The sequence below is a fragment of the Acidovorax sp. LjRoot66 genome, from assembly GCF_964253305.1.
Lineage (GTDB): Bacteria > Pseudomonadota > Gammaproteobacteria > Burkholderiales > Burkholderiaceae_C > Acidovorax.
Window position 1 is genome coordinate 4,687,546 of record NZ_CAXUQU020000001.1, and the last position, 23,088, is coordinate 4,710,633.

Sequence of the window (23,088 nt, forward strand, 5' to 3'; positions counted from 1 at the left end):
AAACTGGTAGCCACTCTGATGGCTCTGGCTTTGAGTTACCCACCATACAGACCTAAAAGCCACCCATGCGCAACAATCTGCCCATCACACAGCGGGAGTTCACTTTCTCCCCCGACGAAACACTCGTGTCCGTGACCGACCTCAAGGGGCGCATCACCTACTGCAACCACGCATTCATCCAGGTCAGCGGCTTCCAGCGCGAGGAACTGCTGGGCCAGCCCCACAACCTGGTGAGGCATCCCGACATGCCCTCCGAGGCATTCCGCGACATGTGGGAAACGATCCAGGCCGGTCTGCCATGGACCGGCCTCGTCAAAAACCGGCGCAAGGACGGCGACCACTACTGGGTGCAGGCCAACGCCACCCCCATGATGGATGGCACCCAGATCACCGGCTTTCTGTCGGTGCGCACGGTTCCCAGCCGCGATCAGGTCCGGTCGGCCGAGGCGCTGTACACGCAGTTCAAGCGACAGGAAGCGACAGGGCAGCGGCACCTGGGGCTCCAGGGTGGCCTGGTGGTACGCAAGGGCTTGACCGGATGGTTCAAACGGCTGAGCCAGCCCACCTTGGCCACGAAGCTGGCGCTGACACAAGCCGCAGCGATTGCCGCAGCAGTGAGCCCGCATTTTCTGGGCGCACCGGCTTATGTGGTGCTGGGTGCAGCGCTGCTGGCGCTGCTGGCCAGCGCCTCGCTCATCCGCGCCTTTGCAGTCAGTCCCCTGCATCGCCTGGTCAGGGATGCCAACCGTCTCGCATCCGGTGACCTGTCCCGCGGCGTGGAAACTGGTGCCTCCGACGTTGTGGGGAAACTGCAGCAAGCACTGAACCAGCTCAGCGTGAACCTGCGCACGGTCGTGAGCGATGTCCGCCAGGAAGTGGGGCATCTGGATGTGGCCGTGCAGGAAATCGCCTCCGGCAACAACGACCTCTCCTCCCGCACGGAGGCGCAGGCCAGCAGCCTGGAGCAGACGGCCGCGTCCATGGAAGAGATCAATGGCACGATCCAGAACAGCGCCACCTCGGCAAGTCAGGGAGCCCAGATGGCCCACGCCACCTCCGAAGTCGCACGGCACAGCGACGAAGCAGTCCAGAACCTGGCGGACACCATGCAAGGCATCGCCGCATCGTCCAAACGCATCGAAGACATCATCCAATTGATCGAAGGCGTCGCGTTCCAGACCAACATCCTGGCGCTGAACGCCGCAGTGGAAGCGGCGCGGGCGGGAGACCAGGGGCGCGGCTTCGCGGTCGTGGCGTCCGAAGTGCGGGCACTCGCTCAGCGCACCACATCGGCCGCCAAGGACATCAAGGAACTCATCATCGAGTCTGGTGCGCGCGTCACGGCAGGCGTGGCCAGTGCCGGCCAGGCACGCGAGCGGATGCAGGCGGTCCTGCAGTCGATCGGAAAGGTGAACACCGTGCTCGATGAGATCAGCACTGCCGCAGGCGAGCAAAAGGTCGGCGTGTCCCAGATCAACGAGGCGGTAGCGCACATGGACTCCATCACCCAACAGAACGCGGCGATGGTGGAAGAACTGGCAGCGGCAGCTCAATCGGTCTACGGCCAGGTGCAGGGCGTCAGCAACTCCATGCGCCTGTTCCGGCTGAGGACCGGTGAAGTGTCACTGTCCCAAATGGATGCCGTGGCTCTTCGGCGCGCCGGCAACGCCAGCCAGTTGGCCATCGATTGATGCATCCACGACCACCCACCGGTATGGCGCACCAGGCCGCGTGTCAGCCGACCAATCTGCGGCGCACCTGGTACCAGGCAGTGGCCGAGGCCTGCGTGTCACCAGAGGCCGCCAGCGCTTCCAGCTGTTTTGCCACCAGGCCGTCCTCTGCCCAGCCCAAGGTGCGGAACACCGTGGACAGACTGTGCGACAAGCGCTGCAGCCCCGCGAGATCGCCCGCATGCAATGCGGCATCACCCGCCACCAGATCGTGTTCAAACTGCACAAGGCACTTGGCCCGGTACGCACGGAACAGGGCGGCGTCGCCGCCAAAATAGGCAAGTACAGCATCGCTCTCGGCGCTGCTGGGGTCGGCAGGCTGCGCCGGCACGTCTTCTGCTGGCGGCGCTGCATCATGTCCTGCAAATGCCTCCAGTACGCAGGCCTGCAACTGGGCAACCGACGCCGGTTTGCGCAGGATGCGCCATATGCCGCGGCCTTCAAGCCGCGCCTGCTTGTCCAGGTTCACACCCGCGCTGAAGATGACCAGCTTGGCGCCAGCGAGTAGTGCGGGCTCGGAATGCAACCGCTCCACCAGATCGTAGCCCGACAAGCCGGGCAGCATCAGATCCGTGATGACCAGCCCCACAGGGCCCTTGTGCAGCACGGCCAAGGCGCTTTCCACGTCGCCGCACACGGTCAGATCCACCCCTTCGTCTTCCAGCGCCATGTCGATGAAGCGCGCAATCGAGGCATCGTCTTCCACCAGCAAAACGCGCCGAACCGGCACAACAGACGCGTTGGTCATAGAACCCCTCGCTGTGTTCAGGAAGCCGCCCTGACTTCCGCACTCTGGGCAAGAAGCGCTGGCAACTCGGCCACCAGCCGGGGCTTGTGGATGAGGTTCACCCCCTGCAGCGCAAACGCATAGGGGGCACGCTGGGATTCGTCCAGCGAGGTCACGACGATGAGGCGGCTTCGTGCGAACTGGGGGTGCGAGCGCAGCGTCGTGATGAGGGCCGCGCCATCGATTCCGGGCAGCAGAATGTCCACGATCAGGATATCGGGCTGGATCTGCCCATACATCGCCAGCCCGGTGATGCCGTCATTGGCAATGTGCAACTGCCATGCCGGAAAGTGCTGCTCCACCAGCAAGGACACCAGGTTCTGGAAGTGGATGGAGTCCTCGATCAGCAACACCTTCATATCGCCAGGCGCCTGCACTCTCCCATCCGCACGCTCCGGGGTCGGCAGAGCCGTGTGCCGGAAAGGTTCATGCGCTGCGGCCGCTGAAAACTGTGCATCGGCCACAGGCACCGGTCCGCCGGAGCGCGAGCGCAACCACTGCTCCACTGAGCGGCGCGAAATACGCCGGTGCCCCCCCGGCGTCTTCCATGCCTGGAGCTCGTTGCGATCCACCATCAGTTGCACAGAGCGCACGGCCATTCCCAGCATCCGCGCAGCCTCGAAGGTGGTGAGCTGGTCGGCAGCGGGAGAAGCGTCGGGAGTTTGTTCAGTTTTCATGACTGCGCTATTTTACTTGCAAACGATTTTTATTGACGCCGCTTGCAAATGACTTAAATGATTGATATGATAAATAAAAATGAAAATTCACACTAAAACTGCAAATTCACCAAGTTGCCGGCATCCACAAAGGACATCCATGAAAAAAGTACTCATCGTCGAAGACCACGCAGACATACGCAAGCTGCTTCACATGACCATGGAATTTGAGGATTTCGAGATCTATGAGGCCGCCAACGGCGATGTGGGGCTGGAAATGGCCCGAGCTCACTCACCCGACGTGGTGTTGCTGGACATCATGATGCCCGGCACCCTGTCGGGCCTGGAAGTGTGCCGCTGCATCAAGGCCAACCCCGCGCTCAAGCACACCAAGGTCATCATGCTCACCGCGCGCGGTCAGGCGGAAGACCGGCGCGATGGCATGAAGGCAGGCGCAGACGAATACCTCATCAAGCCGTTCAGCACCATCCAGGTGCTGGAATCAATTTACCGGCTGGAAATCGCCCATGACCGAAACCATTCCGATGCCTTCCCATTTTGAAGGCGAGAGCACTCGCTTCGACGAAGCGGCAGCTGAACAGATGCTGCGCTTCGTCGAAGACTTTGGCCACATGTACCGAGAGCGAAACAAGGCGCTGGATGAAATCACGCGGGCGCACAACGAGGCCTTGCTGCAATTGTGCATGGCCGCCGAGGCCCGCGACGATGACACTTCCGTGCACATCGTCCGGATAGGTTTCCTGGCCGAGGCGCTGGCACTGCTCGTGGGATCGACACCTGGATTTGCCAGCCTGTTGCGGCGTGCTGCGCCCATGCACGACATTGGCAAGATCGGCACTCCAGACCATGTGCTCAAGAAGGCAGGGCCGCTCACCGAAGAAGAGCGGGCTGTCATTCAACTCCACCCGGCCATTGGCGCGCAGATCATCGGCAAATCCCGCGTGCCTGTGTTCCTGCTTGCCGCCGAAGTGGCGCTTACCCACCACGAACGCTACGACGGCAAGGGCTATCCCCGCAGGTTGGCAGGCGAAGATATCCCCCTGTCGGGCCGCATCACGGCCATCGTGGATTTCTACGACGCATTGACCATGGACCGCGTCTATCGCCCCGCATTCAGCCCCCAAAAGGCCTTGTCCATGCTCATCGAACAGCGCGGCACGGCATTCGACCCCGTGATCGTGGACACTTTCGTCCAGCACTTCGATCATCTGGACACCCTGAGGCGCAAGGTCACCGAGCAACGCCCCACCTTCGCCGATCTGATCGACGCCCCCTGAACCATCCTCCCACTAGGATAGCGCCATGCCCCCCATCCTCAGAATCGCCTTCACAAGCGCAATTGCCAGCCTGATGCTCTGCGGACCCGCTCTGGCAGGCCCGGTGCAGGAAAAGGTATCGGCACGGCACGCCGTGCGCGTCTGCATCTGGCCCGACTACTACGGCATCACTTTTCGCAACCCGCGCACCCAGCAGCTGGCAGGGATCGACATCGATCTGTCGGCCGAGCTGGGCAAGGATCTGAAGGCAAAAGTGGAGTATGTGGAGACGTCTTTCGCCACCCTGGTCGAAGACCTGCAGGCAGACCGTTGCGATGTGGGCATGTTCGCCATTGGCATGCTGCCCCAGCGCATGGCCCACCTCAAGTTCACCCAGCCCTACCTGAGCAGTGACATCTACGGCATCACCACCAAGAGCAATGCCGTCATCAAGCAATGGGCCGACATCGACCAGCCCGGCGTGCTGGTGGCCGTACAGGCCGGCACCTTCATGGAACCGGTGATGGGCGAGCGCCTCAAGCATGCCAAGCTGGTGAGAATATCGCCCCCAGCCACGCGCGAACGGGAGCTCGAAGGCGGTCGGGTGGATGTGTTCATGACCGACTTCCCCTACAGCCGGCGCTTGCTCGACAATGCCGACTGGGCACGCCTGGTGTCCCCGCCCAAGCCGGTGTTCGTGCTGCCCTATGCCTATGCCGTGAAGCCGGGCGACGATGCCTGGCTCAAGACCGTGGATGACTTCGTGGCACGCATCAAGCGTGACGGCCGGCTCGACGCTGCGGCCGCCCGGCACGGGCTGAGCGAGATCGTTGTGCACTGACATGGCACAGCCCTTCACCCGCAGCGCACCCTGGCGCCATGCCCAGGGCCTGGTGAAGCTCAGCCGCAAGGCGAGCAACACCGCGCTGCTCTGCGGCCTGCTGCTCGTGGCGGGCATCCTGGCAGCCACGGCCTGGATATCGCTGAAAGACCGGTCCAAAGCCATCGCCTCGGACACCGAGAGGGCCGAACTCCTGGCGCGCGTGCTCGAGGACCAGACCACCCGCACGGTGGAAAGCGGCCTCTTCATCCTGGCCACCATGGGCGATGCCAATGCCTTGCACGCCCCCGGGGCCGACCTGCCGCGCACCGAGGCGTTTCTGCGTGAGGCGATGGCAGGCGCCCCCTTCCTGCGCACGGTGCTGGTAGCCGATGCCACCGGCCTGGTCATCGCCAGCAGCTCGCCACAGGAGTCGGGGGTAACCATCGATCTGCTCAAACTGGGGACGCGCCCGCAGAAGGGCAAAACCACCCTGGGCCCCTGGATCGCCGGCCGGGGCGTGGGCAGCCTGCGCGCGGGCGCACCGCAAGGCGCCACCCCGGCGGGCCTGGGCTTCATTCCGCTCATGCGCAAATTCGTCACGCCCGACGGGCAGGACCTGCTGCTGATCGGGCTGATCAACCCCGACGCGCTGGCCAATCAGCAGCAGTTGGCCATAGGCCAAGTCGGCTTCAGCTCCGCGATTGCATCGTACGACGGCAAGATTCTTGCGACCTCCCAGGAGACCGCACTGCATGGCGCACAGGCCAGCGACCTCCCCGTGTTCCGCACCTACCTGCCCGCGCGCGAGCACGGCAGCTATGTGGGCCAGGGGCTGGGTGGCGGCAACCAGATCGTCGCGTTCCGCCTGTCCAGAACCCAGCCGCTCGTAGTCCTGGTGGAGGAGCCACGGGACGCTGCAATCAACCGCTGGTGGACCGAAGTACAAGGCTACATCTGGCTCAGTTGCGCAGCGACCCTGGTGGTGCTGCTGCTCACCCTCGTGGCCTGGCGCAGCCTGCGCTCCCGCGAGGCCGCCAGCCACGCCTCCCGGCACGCCCAGATACGCATTGCCCACAGCGAACGCGAGCTGGCAGTGCTGATGCGCAGCGTGCAGGAGGTCATCTTTCGCACCAACACCGCCGGCCGCATCACCTTCGTCAACGCACGGCTGGCATCGCTGATCGGTGGCAGCGAATCCGCGGCCATAGGCCGGCCACTGCAGGAGCTGGTGGAGCCCGGCAGCAGGACCGCGGTGGAAGGCCTCTTCGCCAACGGCGAAGCGGGCGGAGTGCGCAACTGCCAGGCCATGATCCACCTCGGCACTGGCCGCCAGTTGCTGTTCGACGTGGCACTGGTGCCCCTGCTCGACGAAGGCGCGGTCATCGGCTTTGCGGGGAGCGCCGTGGACGTGACCGAGCGCTGGGTTGCACAGCAGAGCCTCCAGACCGAGCTGGAGTTTCGCGGCCTGATGCTGGAGATGAACCCCCTGCCGATCTCGATGACCGACATGACGGGCCACCTGGTGCTGGTCAACCGCGCCTGGGAGGAGTACAAGGGGCGCAAGCGCGCCGACGTGATGGGGCTGCGCCTGGCGGACTTCCTGCCCTCCGAAGAAGCAGCCGTGCACCAGTCTGCAGACAGGCAATTGCAGCAACAGGGCGGCCGGGTGATGTTCGAGACACGGGTGCTCTACGGTGGCCAAACGTGGCGCGATACGCGGGTGACGAAAGCGGTGGTGACCGATGCCCGCGGGCAGGCCACCGGCATTCTGTCCACGTTGATGGATGTCAGCGACTTCCGCGAGGCCGAGCGGCTGACCCGCGAGGCCCACGAGGCCGCCGAGGAGGCATCCCGCTCCAAGTCCGAGTTCGTGGCCAACATGAGCCATGAGCTGCGCACACCGCTGCAGTCCATCATGGGCTTTTCGGAGCTCGGCATGCTGCGCGGCAAGGCCGACGCCCGGCTGGCGGGCATGTTCGAGGACATCCACCGCTCCGGCGAACGCATGCTCTCGCTGGTCAACGACCTGCTGGACGTGGCCAAGCTGGAAAGTACCGTGGGCACCTTCCACCTGGAGCGGGTGGACCTGCGCGGCATCATCCACCCCGTGTTGCGCGAGCTGGAGCCGCTGCTGGCCCAACGCAAGCTGCACCTGGAGGTGGCGCTGGGCGACCTGCCGCTCACGGCCAAGGTCGATCCCGTGCGGTTCCAACAGGTCATACGCAACGTGGTGGCCAACGCCATCAAGTTCTCTCCCGAAGCATCGTCCATCACCCTGCTGGGCAGGGTCGACCGCCGGGGCCAGATACGGCTGGCCGTGCGCGACCACGGCCCGGGCATCCCGCACGAAGAGCTCGGCGCCATCTTCGAGGCCTTCAAGCAGTCCAGCAAGACCAAGGACGGCTCGGGTGGCACAGGCCTGGGCCTGGCCATCTGCAAAAAGATCGTGGAGGCCCTGGGCGGGCAGATCTACGCCGAGAACGTGCGGCAAGGCGGCTCGGTGTTCCACATCATCCTGCCCGCACGCGGCGCCAGCGAGACCATGCCGGCCGAGCTGGAATAGCCCGGCCTCCAAAAGCCGCACAGCCGGCAAGAAGGTGGCAGGTGGGTGGCAGGTGGGTGGCTTGTGCATGCCCACGGCCTGCTGGGCGCAGCTGCGTCGCATCGCGCGCAAGACAACCCTCAGGCACCGCGCATTGTCGTGAGTGCGTTCCAGGGATCCTGGTGGTGCACAGGCCGCCAGCGGCGGCCCCGCGCCGGGCCATCTCCGTACCCCAACGGCGCCGCCCGCGGAATCACCCAAAGGTAGCAAATATGAACTTATCGTCAAGCCACGACGAAAATCGCTTGCTTAAATCATTTTTATCATTAAAATTACGATAAACCCGCAAGACATCACTTTTTTTATCATGAACACCACAATTTCCACCACCTCCAAAAACTCAGGCATCGCTCTGGACTCAGCCGCACCGGGTGAGTACCTGGCCTTTCGCCTGGGCGCCGAGCAGTACGCCATCGACATCCTGCGCGTACAGGAGATCCGCTCGTACGAGCAGCCGACCCGCCTGGCACACGCGCCGGACTTCATCAAGGGGGTTATCGACCTGCGCGGGCGCATCGTCCCTATCCTGGACCTGCGCATCAAGCTGCAGTGCGCCGAGGTCGCCTACAACGACTTCACCGTGGTCATCATCCTGGACATCGGCACCTCGGTGATCGGCGCGGTGGTGGACTCGGTGGCCGACGTGGTGTCGCTGGCGCCCGAACTCATCAAGCCCGCCCCCCAGTTCGAAACCCAGGGCGACGTCGACCCTTCGTTCGTGCAGGGCATTGCCAATGTGGACGGCCGCATGCTGATCCTGATGGACATCAACGCCTTGCTCAGCCACGAGGAAATCGGGCTGGTCGAGACCACGGCAACCGCCTGATACGGCGCATTGCACCCCAGAACATCCCGGACCGGCCGCGCCACAGACGAGCTGACCCCGGACCCCTCATTTTTCAAAGCTCAATCCCATGAACAACCTGAAAATCTCCACCCGCCTGGCGGGCACCTTCGCGGTTCTGGTCGCCGTCTTGCTGGCCGTCGTCATCGCCGCCTGGTCGCAATTGGCAGCCATGGGCACCCAGACCCGCGAGATCACCGACAACTGGCTACCCAGCGTGGAGCTGGTGAACCAGATCGAGACCGACACTGCCAAGGCCCGGCTCTTTGAACTGCGCCACGTGATGGCTACCGATGCAGCCGCCACCGCTTCCCATGAGAAGTCCATGGGCGAGTTGCAGGCAGAGATGGAAAAACTGAAAAAATCCTACGAAGCCCTCATCAGTTCGCCGGAAGAGCAAAAGCTGTACGACGATTTCATCGCCGACCGCAAAAAATACGTCGAGCTCACGGCGAAGATTTTCGAATCTTCGCGCAAGAACGACAAGGACCAGGCGGCAACCTTGCTGGGTGGCGAATCCCTGCAGTTGTTCAACAAGACCTCTGCCACCCTCGATAAGCTGGTGGAACTCAACAGCAAGGGTGCACGACAAGACACCGAAAATGCCAAGCAGATCGAGTCGACCGCGCGCATCGTGCTGATTGTGGCCGCAGCCCTGGCCGTGGCCTTTGCAACGCTGGCAGCCCTGTGGTTGATCCGCTCCATCACCCGCCCCCTGGAACAGGCCGTCGAAACGGCCGATCGCATCGCCCAGGGCGACCTGAGCGGCCAGATCGTGGTCCAGAGCCAGGACGAAACGGGCCACTTGCTCAGTTCCCTGCAGCGCATGCAGCAAAGCCTGGTGACCACCGTGGGCGCCGTGCGCCAGAACGCCGAGGGTGTGGCCTCGGCCAGTGCAGAGATTGCCTCGGGTAACAACGACCTCTCCAGCCGCACCGAACAGCAGGCCAGTGCGCTGGAAGAGACGGCCGCATCGATGGAGGAACTGTCCAGCACCGTCAAGCAAAACGCTGACAGCGCCCGACAAGCCAGCCAATTGGCCATCAGCGCCTCCACGGTGGCAGTGCAGGGCGGCGATGTGGTGTCCGAAGTCGTGGAGACGATGAAGGAAATCAACGCCAGCAGCAGCAAGATCGCCGACATCATCTCGGTCATCGACGGCATCGCCTTCCAGACCAACATCTTGGCCCTGAATGCAGCGGTGGAAGCTGCCCGGGCCGGCGAACAGGGCCGCGGCTTTGCCGTGGTGGCCAGCGAAGTGCGCAGCCTGGCCGGGCGCAGCGCCGAGGCGGCCAAGGAAATCAAGGGCCTGATCACCGCCAGCGTCGAGCGCGTGGAGCAAGGCACGCAACTGGTGGACAAGGCCGGCACCACCATGACCGAGGTGGTTGCCTCCATCCGTCGCGTCACGGACATCATGGGTGAGATCAGTGCTGCCAGCAGCGAGCAGGCTGCAGGCGTCGCGCAGGTAGGAGAAGCGGTCACGCAGATGGACCAGGCCACCCAGCAGAACGCAGCGCTGGTGGAAGAAATGGCGGCCGCAGCCAGCAGCCTGAACGGCCAGGCGGGCGAGCTGGTCAACGCAGTGGCGGTGTTCAAGCTCGATGCCAGCGCCCGCAGCGCGCCGGCCCCAGCGCCCCGCCCGGCCACCGCCGCGCCGCGCCCCACCACGTTACAGCGCAAGGCGCTGCCCAAGGGCAATGGCGGCTTCACGCAGGCCAAGGCCAAACCACTGACGGGCCCGGCATCGTTGCGGACCAGCCCCGCCCTGGCCACCGGCAAGCCTGCGCAAGGCAACAACGACGAATGGGAAAACTTCTGACCGGCTGCTGCATGGTTTCCGTCTCGCCCCGGTGGTGCAGTAGCCGCAGCAGGGGCAGCGCCACCTACCAAGCAAGTCCTGGTCATTTGACTTTTGCCCGGCTCCACACCGAGCGATTCGCCTGACCAATCCATCTCCCGAGAGCTTCACCATGAACTCCACATCCATCTCCGCCTCAGATTTACTGCTGGCAGAACAGGGCCCGCGCACGCAGGCGCTGTACGCAGCCATCAACCGCGTGCAGGCGGTCATCGAGTTTTCGCTTGATGGCCGGGTCCTGCACGCGAATGACAATTTTCTGCAGACCTTTGGCTACTCGCTGCAGGAGGTGCAGGGGCAGCACCACCGCATGTTCTGCGCGCCGGAGTTTGCCAAGTCCCGCGATTACGCCCTCTTCTGGGACCGACTGGGAAGGGGCGATTTCGATGCGGGGGAATACAGGCGCATGGACAAGCAGGGAAAGGAGATCTGGATACAGGCGTCCTACAACCCGGTACTGAACTCCGACGGGCGGCCTGAAAGCGTGGTCAAGTTCGCCACGGACATCACGGCCGAAAAGCTGCGCAGCAGTGAATTCGAGGGAAAGCTCGATGCCCTGTCGCGCTCACAGGCGGTCATCGAGTTCGACATGCAGGGCAACGTCATCGACGCCAACCCCAACTTCCTGCGCGCCCTGGGCTATACGCTGCCAGAAATAAAGGGCCAGCACCACAGCATGTTCTGCACGCCCGAGCTGGTGAAGTCTGCCGAGTACCGCAACTTCTGGGCCGATCTGTCGCTGGGCCAGTTCCAGAGCGGACGCTACATGCGTATGGGCAAGCATGGGGCAGAGGTCTGGATTCAGGCCACCTACAACGCCATCCTGGATGCAGATGGCAATCCCTACAAGGTCGTCAAGTTCGCGATTGACGTGACCGAACAGGTCCACAGGGAACAAACGATTCGCGAAAAAGTCCCCGAGATATCTGCGGTACTGGAACAACTGTCGGACTCTACCGATGGCATCACCAGCAGCTCGCAGCAGTCGCTTGCGCTCGCTCTCTCGGCCCAGGAGGAGGCATCCGGCGGCACGGCGCTGCTGGAGCGCTCACGCGAAGCGACGCGGCAGATACAGAATGCATCGCGCAGCGTCAACGACATTGTGGACACCATCCGCGACATTGCCAGCCAGACCAACCTGCTGGCGTTCAATGCCGCCATTGAAGCCGCCCGTGCCGCCGAGCACGGCCTGGGCTTTTCGGTCGTGGCCGACGAGGTTCGCAAGCTGGCAGAGAAATCCTCCGCCGCGACCAAAGGCATCAGCCAGTTGATGACCGAGACCCTGCTGCGCATCGAAGAGGGAAGCAGGCTCTCGGAGCAGGTCGAGGACGTGTTTTCGCGCATCACGCGCGCGGTGGGCAACTCCTGCTCCGCCATGACGGATATCCACAAGGCATCTGCGCAGCAGGCCCAGGCGACGCACAGCGCTGCGCGCCTGCTGTCCGAGTTGCATGGCTCGGCGAACGGAGGCTGAAGCAGTGTCGACTTCGTCCTCTCTCCCCCCACCCAGGGCCAACCGGTATGCCATGGTTCGCACGGCAGGCATCACCCTGGCCGTACCGGTCAACGAAGTGGGCCAGGCATTGCCGCTCAACGGCCCGGCCGCCCATCTGCCGCGCAGCGAACGTGTGCTGGTAGGCGTATTCCAGCACCGGGGACAGGTGGTACCCATCGTGGACCTGACCTGCTGGGGCAGCCTGCTGCAGGCGGATAACCCCCCCGCCCATGCGCAGGTCATGATCCTGCAAAAATCAGGGCGCATGACCGGCATCGCCATCGAACGCACGGTGGGCATCGTGCTGGTCGAGCCTGGCGCCGTGCACCAGATACACCATGACAGCGCTGCGCACGAGCTGTTCCACAGTGTCCTTCACGTCAAGGGGTTCGAGCACCCGGTTCCCCTGCTGGACACAGAGCATCTTCTGCAGCAAACCCAGGTCTGGGTGCAGGAACAGCCGGCCATGCGCCAGGCGCTGGGCGCGTCTTCAGCATCCGACGACCGGCCCGCCCAGCAAGGCAGCATCGACGACGCGCGCCCTACTCACACGGAGACCCACGTCGTGGTCGGGCTGGGAGGGTTGCGCTTTGCGGTGCCGGTGCAGTCGGTGGGCACCTTGATGCCGACCCCGCCCCTGCAAAAGCTGCCGAGCCTGGTCAAGGGCTTGCAAGGCGTGTTTGCCTGGGGCCAGCGCAAGGTACCAGTGGTTGGGCTCCACCAGGAACTGGGGCTGGAAAGCCCCTCTTCCGACACCCCGCTGCCACCGTGGCTGCTGGTGGTCCGCACGCCAAGCGAAGCCCTGGGGATTCTGGTCGACGAGTTCGTGGCGGTGCAGCGGTTCGAGTCAGGCCGGCTTCAGCCGGCGCTCACCCCGCTGGGCTCCAGCGTGGTCTCAGACCCCGACGACCCCGCCGGGCGCCCCATACAGCTGCTGTCGGTCACTGCACTGTTCAGCGCCTTGCCCATGGGTGCCATCGGTTCCGAAGACATGCAAACGCTCGGCCGCGCAGGCTCCAGCCTGGGCAAGGATCTCGGTGGCCGGCCTGGAGATGAGGCCAATGTCTCACCAGAAGCACACCTGGTCTTTCAGGCAGGTCGTACCATGGCAACCCCTCTGAAGGGCATACAGGAGATCGTGAAGGCAGAAGCAGACGAGGGAGAGGCCGCACTGCCCTTGGCAACCCACTGCCAATGGCGGGGGACACTGGTGCCGCTGCTGGACCTGCGCCTTGCCACAGAGGGGGTGCATTGCATCACCGGGCCGGAACGACGCCTGCTCATCGTGAAAGAAGCGAACCGGCTGACCGCGCTGGTGGTGGAGGCTGTCATCGATCTGGTACCCGCGTTTGTGGGCAGCATTGTCTCGCTGCACCTGAACAAGGGCCGCCGCCTCAACGTGCTCACCACCGAAGTAGCCGGCAAGCAAGGCAGCTATGAAATTGTGGACATCGGGCGCCAGGCCGAGGCATTCCAGGACCATGGCCTGCATGCACAGGATTCGACGCCCTCCCCTCCAAACAGTGCCTCCGGCGACACCTCGGCCACTACGCCTTCCAGCCAGGGGCAAGCCCTGCCTGGCTGACAATGACGTTCTTCCATCTTGAAATCTTGATTGCTGCCGAAGCGCAGCCGAAACGGGAAATTCTTCATGCTCAAGCGCATCAGCATTCAGCACCTTACCTTGGGCATGTACGTACACGATTTCTGCGGATCTTGGATGGACCACCCGTTCTGGCGGGCCAAGTTCGTCTTGAAGGAGCCCAAGGACCTGGCGCGCATCAAGGCCGCGTCCATCGAGGAGGTCTGGATCGACACGTCCAAGGGCTTGGACGTGGCGGCCGGTGTGCGCTCCGTCTCGCGCGAGGAGGCGGATTTTCAGGTGGAGACCGATTTCGGCATGCTCGACACCATGCCGCCCCTGGTGGTGGATCCGCCTCCCCCGCCCTCGCCGCCGCCCCGCCGTGCGCGGGGCCGGGCACCTGCCAGCATGCACAGCGAGCTGCAGGCGGCGGCGTCCATCTGTGTGGAGTCAAAACAGGCGGTGGTCTTGATGTTCAAAGAGGCACGCATGGGCAAGGCGGTGAATTCCGAGAATGCGCGCAGCCTGGTGGAAGAGATCTCCGACTCCGTCACGCGCAACCCGAGCGCGCTGATCAGCCTGGCCCGCCTGAAAACGGCAGACGACTACACCTACATGCATTCTGTGGCGGTGTGTGCGCTGATGGTGGCGCTGGCCAAGCAGATCAACCTCAATGAAGAGCACACCCGCAGCGCCGGCATGGCCGGGCTGCTGCATGACCTGGGCAAGGCTGCCATTCCGCTGGCGGTGCTCAACAAGCCAGGCAAGCTCACGGATGAAGAGTTCACCGTGATCCAGAGCCACCCGGTGCAGGGCTACCTGATGCTCAAGGAGGGCGGCAGCGTGGAAGACTCGGTGCTGGACGCCTGCCGCCACCACCACGAGAAGATGGATGGCTCCGGCTACCCCGACAAACTCAAGGGCGAGGAGATCAGCCTGATCGCGCGCATGACGGCCATCTGCGATGTGTACGACGCCATCACCTCGGACCGCCCCTACAAGCGCGGCTGGGACCCGGCGGAGTCGCTGCGCCGCATGGCCGAATGGACCAAGGGGCACTTCGATCCCCGGCTGTTCCAGGCGTTTGTGAAGAGCATCGGTATCTACCCCGTGGGCTCGCTGGTGCGGCTGACCTCCGGGCGCATCGGCGTGGTGACCGAGCAGGGCCAGCAGTCGCTGACCTCGCCCAAGGTCAAGGTGTTCTTCTCCACCAAGTCGGACATGCGCATTCCGCCCGTAACCATCGATCTGGCCGAGCCGGGCTGCACAGAGAAGATCGTGGCGCGCGAAGACCCGGACCAATGGAAATTTCCGGACCTCAACGAGCTGTGGTCTGGCATGCAGACGCTTGCCCGTTAGTTGTTGTTCAGGCAGAGGCAGCGATTGCAAATCGTCGAGGTAGTTCGACCATGCAGTTTTGGCTCCAGCGGCTTTCCGGCCCTCCATGGGTCGCACCGGCTTTCGCGCAGAACCGGTGGCTTGATTCAAGCCGGCACGGCCTGACAGACGGGTTGCCGATGGCAGTTTGCTCCGGCCTCGGCCGGCGCAATGCTCCCGTTGGGCTCCAGCAACCGGCGATGATTGATTCACCCAACCCATTGGGGCGTGGCAATTGTGACCCCGTACTCGGACCTGTGCGGCGCTCGTCGGTGCAGCAACATGATCTGGAACAGCCCTTGATCGTCTCTGCCAGGGCGTTGCCGCAGCCGTCGCAGGACGGAGGGCTCGACGCCAGCCTCGGTCAGCCGCTTGAAGCTGTGGATGCTGATTACTGAAGACCTATGTGGGATTGATGGATCACCACCCTGTCCCGCTCGGGCTTGCGCGCTTGCTCCGGGCGCGTCGAGCATGAAGTCCGTGCGCATCGACCTGCTGACCCGCAGCCCACGATGAGGCGGGCATACACGCCGATGAGGAAGGCCACGCAGACCATACCCGGCCAGGTCGAAAAAAAGGAAAGGAAGTCGCTGTCCCAACGCCGTTTCAGGCTGCACGCATGAAACTGCCGATTCCTGCGGTCCGCGGAAAAGGTGCCTGCGCGTAGGGCACCATGGCGCGCAACCTTTTGACGCCCCGGGGGTCTTTACAGCCCTTGAGCCGCATCGGCCGAACTGGCCGCGCAGTACGCCACCGCCACGCGCTCGATGGACTTCCGAGGAAAACCCCAGGGGCCTTCCCCGCAGCTCCATCCACCATGCGAGAACTATGCTGTGACCATCGCGTTTGAGCCAGAAAGGCGGAAGAACGCCACGGTCTGCACGAGATCACGGGCCTGGTTGTTGAGGCTGCCTGCAGCGGCTGCCATCTCCTCAACCAAAGCGGCATTCTGTTGGGTGACCTGATCCATTTGCGTGACAGCGTCGCCCACCTGCGACACCCCCTGGCTTTGTTCGCTGCTGGCAGCGCTGATCTCGCCCATCAGGTCGGTCACGCGCTTGACGGCACCCACCACCTCACTCATGGTTGTACCTGCCTGCTCCACCAAGACAGAACCCTGTGTAACGCGCTCGACGCTGTCGCTGATCAATGCCTTGATCTGTTTGGCTGCATCGGCTGATCGACCTGCCAAATTGCGCACCTCCGACGCCACCACAGCGAATCCCCGGCCTTGCTCACCAGCCCGCGCAGCTTCCACTGCGGCGTTCAATGCCAGAATGTTGGTCTGGAACGCTATGCCGTCAATGACGCCAATGATGTCCGCAATTTTGTGGCTGCTGTCATTGATGCCTTTCATGGTGTTGACAACCTGGCCTACGACGTTGCCACCATGGACAGCGACGGTTGATGCGCTCATGGCCAGCTGATTGGCTTGGCGTGCGTTGTCAGCGTTCTGCTTGACCGTGGCGTTCAATTCCTCCATCGAAGCCGCCGTCTGCTGCAACGCACTTGCTTGTTGCTCGGTCCGGGCCGACAGATCATTGTTACCCTGCGCGATTTCAGAAGAAGCAGTGGAAACGTTCTCGGAGCCTTCACGGACATGGCGCACGATGCCTGACAAGCTGTTCTGCATCTCCACCAGAGTCTGCAGAAGTTGAGCCATCTCGTCCTGTCCATGTACGCGGATATCGGATGCCAAATTGCCTTCGCTGATCTGCCTGGCAGCATTGACCGCCATCGACAAAGGCTTCGTAATTGAGCGGGTTGCCGAAATTGCAAACATAGCGCCAAGCACCATGGAAATCAGCGCGGCAAGACCCAATGCCCACTGACTCTTTGCCGTGTCGGCGATGACCCGGTGTTCAAATCCGATGAGCTGATCGCTTGTGTGGCTGGACACGGCGGAGAGTGCCTGAATGTATTGAGTTGCCAAAGGCCGAAGGTCGCTGTCCACCAGTGCAAACACATCCTCACCAGCCTTCTTGCGCTCCAGCAGCTTGGCACGTGCACCGACGTAAGCGCTCCGATACCTTGCGACATCGGCAAGCAGCATCTTCCCTTTTTCGTCATCTACCAAAGCTTCCAACTTCTGCTGCGCATCAGAGGCTTGCTTGGAGCTTGCAGCCATGTCCGCTGTGAGGGCACTTATATAGCCAGCATCACCAGATTTGAGCGAAGCGGATGCCCGCACCCAATTCACGTCGATTGCAGCTTTCCACTCATGTGCCAGAGCACTGCGCTCCAACTCCACGGTTGCGATGCGTTCACTTGCGCCCTTCAGTTCGGCGAGGCGCCAGATGCCGATGAGAGCAATCAGCGCGGTAACACACAGCACCAGGCCGAATGCCATTCCCAGGCGGGTTCCAATTTTGAGACGATTCATATGTTCTACTAGATTCACGGTGGGCGAGCACTTGAGATGGCTCGGATGGCACCATTGTATCTGTTTTTATCATATTGATCAATAAAGCAATTTTTTGACTGCTTGAAGTAGCGTGAGGTCGGGCGGACAAACCCTTTTTCCAGGGCCTTTCTCGCATCTTCTGCGCACGGTCAGCTTCGAGCACACCCCACCCATCTAGCAGTAAAATCATTTCAAGTGGTGGCCATCGGCTGCAGGAGAGGCCAGAACTCTTGAACTTACGGCGGGGCATGAACGGATCGAACAAGTTCGCACCAGCAGAACATGAGTCGATCTGGGAAGTCTGGGTGCGCCGAGAGATGGTGTGGCCCCCGCAAGGACGCGGAAAATCGAAAGTTTCCGCGCCTCCTGAGGGATGCTCTACCTGTAGTTGCCCGATCAGGCACGATGCACCAGTACAGACGCTAAGGCAGTGGGCCTTCGGCGGGAGCGATCTACCGCATGTGTGATCCTATGGATGCCGAAGGCATTCTTCGAAGTTCCAGCGATGAAACGGGCATGGAGCCCCCGACCTGTGCGAAAAAGGCATACAGGGCATCGTCCACCAGGGGCCGATCAAGAGCGCATGCAAAATGCAAGGCCCACCCCTGTCCAGGGTCCGAGGATGGTTGGCAGCTGGCGCCCAACCACGGCATGGCGCTGAAGTAGCGCTTGAACGACGCGCGGAATTGACCGAGTTCCTGCAGCAGTTGCTGTGCGGCCACATCGGGGTCATGCAATCTTTGGCGACGCTCGCTCTCCGTGCCAGACTGAACCACCAGGTACGCGTACCGCATCACAGCCCCTTTCTCAGGCATCCTGAAGCAGGCGATCCAGGGTCGCCTCCATGTCCGACCAGGCATGCCCTTGCGACAGATCGCCCGTGGTCGCCGTGCTGGCGGAGTGCTGCTCTGCACGGAACAAAGCCGTCTTCGCCCTGGGCGCGGAGCGGCGGGCATGGTGCAGGAGCACCCCGAGCATGTCACCTGCGAGCCCCATGTCCACCACCATCAGATCGACGGGCTCGCTCAAGAGCACCAGCACCGCATCCGTCACGCTGGGTACGTCGGTGATGACGCAGCCGGGATCGCGCACCCGGCAAACCGCCTGAACCGCCTGCCTGTGCCAGCGGGTCGGCAGCATGGTCAGAACCCTGCACGGTGCAGCGGTCTGCCGGACGGCGTTCAGCCTGTCTGGCACATGCCACTCCTCAAGGGCCCAGGGCCCCTCGGTGCTCCCTGCGGGCTCAGGAAGGCGGCGCCAGAGGTATCGGCTGCGGCTCGCATGTCTTGGAAAAGCCCTTCAGAAAATGGGACCGTGGCAACGTCGCCATTGCAACGTGCAGGGGGTGATTGTGGTTGGCAGTCTCCTTGGGCACCTTGATCCATGTCAACCTGCTCCGATTCCACAGGCGCCGATTCGAAAAGCGCTGCCCAGGGCAGACGGCCGGCGAGCACCGCCTGCATGGCGCTGGTGTCCAGCGGGCGCGCCAACAGAAAGCCCTGCCCCTCGTCGCAGCCCATGGATTGGAGCAACCTCAGTTGGGCCTCGGTTTCGATGCCTTCAGCGATGCAGCGCAGGTTCAGCCGGTGCGCCATGTCCACGATGAGGCGCACGATCTCGCAGGCGCTGGCGTCATCCCCCATGGCGGAGACAAACTGCCGGTCAATCTTCAGGTACTGCACCGGAAAGCGGCGCAGGTAGGCCAAGGAAGAGTAGCCCGTGCCGAAGTCGTCGATGCTCAGCGCAACCCCCAGGTTGCGAAAGGACTGCAGCGACTGCATCACGGCATCGATATCGCCAAACAGCAGCGACTCGGTCAATTCGATTTCGAGCAGTCGGGCAGGAATGCCGTGGCGGTCCAGCGCGAGCGCAACGTGCTGCACATAGTTTTGGCGTTGGAACTGCAGCGCAGAGAAATTGACCGCCACCACGGGCGCTGCCAACCCCATCGTCTGCCAGGCCGCGATTTGCGCCAGCGCCTGCTCCATCACGCTGTCGCCAATCAATCCGATCAGGCCACGGCGCTCCGCCAGTGGAATGAACTCAGCAGGGGAGATACTGCTGCCATCGGGCAGCACCCAGCGGGCCAATGCCTCGACTCCCGACAATTGCCCGGAAGCCAGATTCACCTTGGGTTGATAGGCTACGGTGATCTGCTCCAGGCGCACCGCATCGCGCAGCGCGAGCGCCAAGCGGCGCTGTCCATCCTGAGCCTCATAGCATTGCAACATGGGCAACCCCGGCACGGCTTCCTGGCGGGCCGCCGACGCATGGAGCAGTGCTTCGGCAGCGCTTGCACACCCCTGCGCCAACGATGACAAGCCGACACTGACCGAGATCTGGATGTGCTTTCCCTCGCCGAGGTCAAAGGGCAATGCCGTCTTCGCATACAGGCGCGAGGCGAACGACTGAACCGCATCACCGCCCTCCGCATGGGGGTCTGCCAGCGCGATGGCGAACTCATCGGGCCCTACGCGAGCGACCACCGCAGGCCGGCCATCGGCGGCCGCGACCTCCGTGCAGCGCAGCGCCATCTGGCGCAGCACGGCGTCGCCCGACACCAGCCCGTGCAGTTCATTGAGTTCCGTGAAGCCATCGATGTCCAGCGCGAGCACATGCACCAGGGGGGACTTCTCGCTCAGGAGATCGGCGGCCTCGGTGAACGCCTTGCGGCTGAGCAAGCCGGTGGTTGCATCCGTGGCGGCATCGCGCCTCGCACTTCCGCTGCCCAGCTGTTGCGAGGCTTGCTCGGCATAGGTGCCCAGATGGTATGCGGCCACGCCATCCGATCCACGCAGGGTGACGATGGTCAGGTACTCCTGCGACAGCTGGCCGTCTTTGCGGCGGTTCCAGATTTCCCCTTGCCAGCGCCCCTGGCTGCCCAGCGACGCCCACATGGTGCTGTAGAAACTGCGCCCCTGCAGCCCCGAACGCAGCATGCCCGGGCTGCGCCCGACCAATTCGTCCATGGCGTAGCCAGTCGCGCATTCAAACGCCTCGTTCACCTTGAGGATGCATCCGTCCGGTTCGGTGAGCACCATGGGTGCAGGTGATTCCCGCATGGCCTGCAGCAGCATGCCGACCACCTCACTGCCAAATGCGGGGTGGGCACTGTGTGCGTCGATGGAGATTGTGGATTGATCGGCCATATGTTTCCTTGAAGAGGAACCGGGAGCGGGCGTGTCGCGCTCCTGATGGCCCAGTGTAGGAACTGCCGGCAGCCGGGTCTGTGGGGAAGTCTCGATGGCCTGGGTGGGGGGGAACTCGACAGGAACCGGGTCGACACAGGCGCAAGAGCCCGCCGCGGGCTTCCCCTGCCCTCGGCATCGGGGAGCCACCGCAGCACTGCGCCGGCCCCCCCGGGTGCAGGCTATTGAGGGTCCGCCCCCAGCAATTGGTGGCGCATTGCCAGACGAACCAGTGCGGTCACATTGGGCGTACCCAGCTTGCTCATGAGGCGGCTGCGGTAGGTGTCCACGGTCTTGGGTGACAGGTGCAGCTCGCGGCCGATAGCGGCACTGGACAGCCCTGTGACCACCATGACGACAATCTGCCGCTCGCGCGGTGACAGCGCCCCGAAGGGGTCGACGTCTGCATCCGCCGTGAGGGCCTGCACCGCCAGGTCCGCCACCTCCTGGCCAAGGTAGCGGCGGCCCTGCAACACCACCTCGATCGCACGCAGCACCTCGCTCGATGGCGCACCCTTCAGGACATAGCCCACTGCGCCCATGCGCAACGATTCGGCCACATGCTGGGGTTGTGCCGACATGGTGAGCATGACGGTGCGCACGCTCAGCGAGCGGCGCTGCAAGTCGGCGAGAACTTCGAACCCGGACCTTCCGCCCAGGCTCAGGTCCAGGAGCAGTACGTCCGGCATCAGCCGCAGAATGTCTGCTACGGCCACCGTGGGGTCGGCGGTCTCGCCCACGACCTCATGTCCGGCGATCTGCAGCACCGCCCGCAGCCCCTCGCGGACCATCAGGTGGTCGTCCACCAGATAGAGCCTGCTCATCGGTGCGCACCCCAGTCCAGCCGCACGATGGTGCCCCCGCCAGGGTTTGGCGCAATGCTGAAGCGGGCACCCGTGGCAAGGGCGCGTTCACGCATGCCCACCACGCCCAGGTGCCCGGGGCGAGCGATCTGCGTATCCAGGGGCCAGCCCTGCCCATCGTCAATCACCTCGATCCGAAACTGGCTTTCATCGCCTGCCAGTACAACCCTCACAAGGGTGGCTTTCGCGTGCTGTACTGCGTTGGAGGTGGCCTCTCGCGCAACCATGAAGGCTGCGTACTCTGCATCGGCTGGCCAGCGTGTGCGCGCGACCTCGGGCTCGACTTCAAGCAACAGGTCAATGCCGGGAAGGGTAAGGTCCCGGGACCTCAATTCGTTGTCCAGGGCTGCTGCAAGCCCGTCATCGTCCAGCAATGGCGGGCGCAGATCCACCAGAACCTGGCGCACTTGCTTGATTGCCTGGTCAATCAGGCCGCCCAGTTGCTGTCTGGCCTTCCCGCTGGCCTGCACATCCTGAGCGTTCGCCGGGCTTGCGTCGAAGGTGAGCCGGATCGCGGTGAGCGTCTGGCCGAGCTGGTCGTGCAGTGCCTGGGCCAGGCGTTGCGTCGTCTCTTTTTCCTGGTGCATGAGCTGCTGCGCCAGATCCGACAGCTCGCTCTGGTAGCGCAGCAGTGCTTCTTCTGCCCGCGCCCTTTGTGTGACATCGCGCAGGATCGCCGTCAGGGTCAGCTTGCCATTGACCACCGCACGCGAGATGGACGCTTCCAGCTCCAGAACCTCTCCGTCGGCGCGCACGCCTTTGACGCGGCCTGCGCCCATGGCGCGCCGCGTGACCTTGGATTCCACAAACCCATGCAGGTCGGCGCCATGCCCGCTGCGATAGCGCTCGGGCATCAGGGAGTCCAGCGGTTGATTGAGCATGCTGGCGGCTGTGCGCCCAAAAATGCGTTCGGCCGCCGGGTTGAACAGCACGATGCGCCCCTCCTCGTCACAGCTGATCACCGCGTCGCTGGCCTCATCGATCACCGCGGCCAGGGTCTCCTGCTGCTCGCGCAGACGCAGCTCATTCTGGACCCGCTCGGTGACGTCGCGCAGGATGACGGTAAAAAGCTTCTGCCCGGCAATCTCCACCTGCGAGATGGATGCCTCGATGGGGAACTCCTCCCCGTCTGCCCTGAGGCCGCTGATGGCCCCGATGGAGCCCATGCGGCGGGTGGTGATGCCTGTGGTGCCGAAAGCTTCGACGTGGGCCGCATGCTGCCCACGAAATCGCTGGGGCATGAAGCGGGTGATCGGGTGGCCCAGCGCTTGCGCAGCCTCGCAGCGGAACATGCGCTCCGCCGCCTTGTTGAAGAGCACGATGCGCTGCGTTGCATCGATCGTGACGATGCCGTCCATGGCCGATTCGAACAACGCCCGCAGCCGGGCTTCGCTGTCGGAAAGCCCGGTCTGTGCCTCGGTCGGCAGTGGCGGCATGTCAGTCAAATGGAGGTACGCCTCTTGTTGGAACCAGGCGGCAGGCAGCGCATGCACCGATGCACCACCCATGCCGCTCCACCCTCTTTCGGTCATTGTAGGTTCGCTTTGTCAGGGCGGCCAAGGAAACATGACCGGAGCTCCCGTCAGGCGCAGTGGAGAA

The 23,088-nt window shown here is 63.4% G+C and carries 17 protein-coding genes; 10 read left to right on the forward strand and 7 right to left on the reverse strand.

The genetic code is table 11. From position 1 onward, the window contains the following. Positions 1–65 precede the first annotated feature (65 nt). Entirely contained in the window at positions 66–1,691 is a 1,626-nt protein-coding gene (locus ACSQ3Y_RS22035) for a methyl-accepting chemotaxis protein (protein WP_436178881.1), read from the forward strand. Between the two features lie 43 nt (positions 1,692–1,734). On the opposite strand, the gene ACSQ3Y_RS22040 is transcribed toward ACSQ3Y_RS22035, so the two are convergent. Both ACSQ3Y_RS22040 and ACSQ3Y_RS22045 read right to left on the reverse strand, forming a co-directional pair. Beyond that, positions 1,735–2,478, reverse strand: a complete 744-nt coding sequence (locus ACSQ3Y_RS22040) for a response regulator (protein ID WP_436178882.1) — start codon at positions 2,476–2,478, stop codon at positions 1,735–1,737. A 17-nt stretch (positions 2,479–2,495) separates the two neighbouring features. Beyond that, the gene (locus ACSQ3Y_RS22045) at positions 2,496–3,194 is read right to left on the reverse strand and encodes a helix-turn-helix domain-containing protein (protein WP_436178883.1); all 699 of its coding nucleotides are present in this window, start codon (positions 3,192–3,194) and stop codon (positions 2,496–2,498) included. Between the two features lie 139 nt (positions 3,195–3,333). Between ACSQ3Y_RS22045 and ACSQ3Y_RS22050 the strand changes: the two genes are divergently transcribed. The 9 genes from ACSQ3Y_RS22050 (at position 3,334) to ACSQ3Y_RS22090 (ending at position 15,016) form a co-directional block, all read left to right on the forward strand. After that, positions 3,334–3,735, forward strand: a complete 402-nt coding sequence (locus ACSQ3Y_RS22050; protein WP_057203671.1) for a response regulator transcription factor — start codon at positions 3,334–3,336, stop codon at positions 3,733–3,735. Next, positions 3,701–4,471 (forward strand): HD-GYP domain-containing protein, encoded by a 771-nt coding sequence (locus tag ACSQ3Y_RS22055; RefSeq protein ID WP_436178884.1) that lies wholly within the window; start codon positions 3,701–3,703, stop codon positions 4,469–4,471. The genes ACSQ3Y_RS22050 and ACSQ3Y_RS22055 overlap by 35 nt, the downstream gene beginning before the upstream one ends. 25 nt (positions 4,472–4,496) lie before the next feature. After that, a complete protein-coding gene (locus ACSQ3Y_RS22060; protein WP_436178885.1) occupies positions 4,497–5,291 on the forward strand; it encodes an ABC transporter substrate-binding protein in 795 nt (264 codons plus the stop codon). A 1-nt stretch (position 5,292) separates the two neighbouring features. Further along, positions 5,293–7,836 (forward strand): sensor histidine kinase, encoded by a 2,544-nt coding sequence (locus tag ACSQ3Y_RS22065; RefSeq protein ID WP_436178886.1) that lies wholly within the window; start codon positions 5,293–5,295, stop codon positions 7,834–7,836. A gap of 346 nt (positions 7,837–8,182) precedes the next feature. Continuing rightward, positions 8,183–8,701, forward strand: coding sequence for a chemotaxis protein CheW (locus tag ACSQ3Y_RS22070; protein WP_436178887.1), 519 nt, complete (start codon positions 8,183–8,185; stop codon positions 8,699–8,701). Between the two features lie 88 nt (positions 8,702–8,789). Beyond that, a complete protein-coding gene (locus ACSQ3Y_RS22075; protein WP_436178888.1) occupies positions 8,790–10,541 on the forward strand; it encodes a methyl-accepting chemotaxis protein in 1,752 nt (583 codons plus the stop codon). 151 nt (positions 10,542–10,692) lie between these two features. Further along, the gene (locus ACSQ3Y_RS22080) at positions 10,693–12,054 is read left to right on the forward strand and encodes a methyl-accepting chemotaxis protein (protein ID WP_436178889.1); all 1,362 of its coding nucleotides are present in this window, start codon (positions 10,693–10,695) and stop codon (positions 12,052–12,054) included. Between the two features lie 52 nt (positions 12,055–12,106). Next, positions 12,107–13,660: a chemotaxis protein CheW gene (locus ACSQ3Y_RS22085; RefSeq protein ID WP_436178890.1), complete on the forward strand. Its 1,554-nt coding sequence runs from the start codon at positions 12,107–12,109 to the stop codon at positions 13,658–13,660. Between the two features lie 66 nt (positions 13,661–13,726). Further along, on the forward strand, positions 13,727–15,016 hold the full coding sequence (locus ACSQ3Y_RS22090) for an HD-GYP domain-containing protein (protein ID WP_436178891.1): 1,290 nt from the start codon (positions 13,727–13,729) through the stop codon (positions 15,014–15,016). An 844-nt stretch (positions 15,017–15,860) separates the two neighbouring features. Here ACSQ3Y_RS22090 and ACSQ3Y_RS22095 read toward each other — a convergent pair. The 5 genes from ACSQ3Y_RS22095 to ACSQ3Y_RS22115 form a co-directional block, all read right to left on the reverse strand. Then, the gene (locus ACSQ3Y_RS22095) at positions 15,861–17,417 is read right to left on the reverse strand and encodes a methyl-accepting chemotaxis protein (protein ID WP_436178892.1); all 1,557 of its coding nucleotides are present in this window, start codon (positions 17,415–17,417) and stop codon (positions 15,861–15,863) included. Between the two features lie 828 nt (positions 17,418–18,245). Continuing rightward, a complete protein-coding gene (locus ACSQ3Y_RS22100; RefSeq protein WP_436178893.1) occupies positions 18,246–18,578 on the reverse strand; it encodes a hypothetical protein in 333 nt (110 codons plus the stop codon). A 41-nt stretch (positions 18,579–18,619) separates the two neighbouring features. Further along, on the reverse strand, positions 18,620–20,515 hold the full coding sequence (locus ACSQ3Y_RS22105) for a putative bifunctional diguanylate cyclase/phosphodiesterase (RefSeq protein WP_436178894.1): 1,896 nt from the start codon (positions 20,513–20,515) through the stop codon (positions 18,620–18,622). Between the two features lie 293 nt (positions 20,516–20,808). Beyond that, complete coding sequence (locus tag ACSQ3Y_RS22110; RefSeq protein WP_057203681.1) at positions 20,809–21,450, reverse strand: response regulator; 642 nt, start codon at positions 21,448–21,450, stop codon at positions 20,809–20,811. After that, positions 21,447–23,021 (reverse strand): PAS domain-containing sensor histidine kinase, encoded by a 1,575-nt coding sequence (locus ACSQ3Y_RS22115; RefSeq protein WP_436178895.1) that lies wholly within the window; start codon positions 23,019–23,021, stop codon positions 21,447–21,449. Before ACSQ3Y_RS22115 ends, ACSQ3Y_RS22110 begins: the two co-directional genes overlap by 4 nt. Positions 23,022–23,088: the final 67 nt, after the last annotated feature.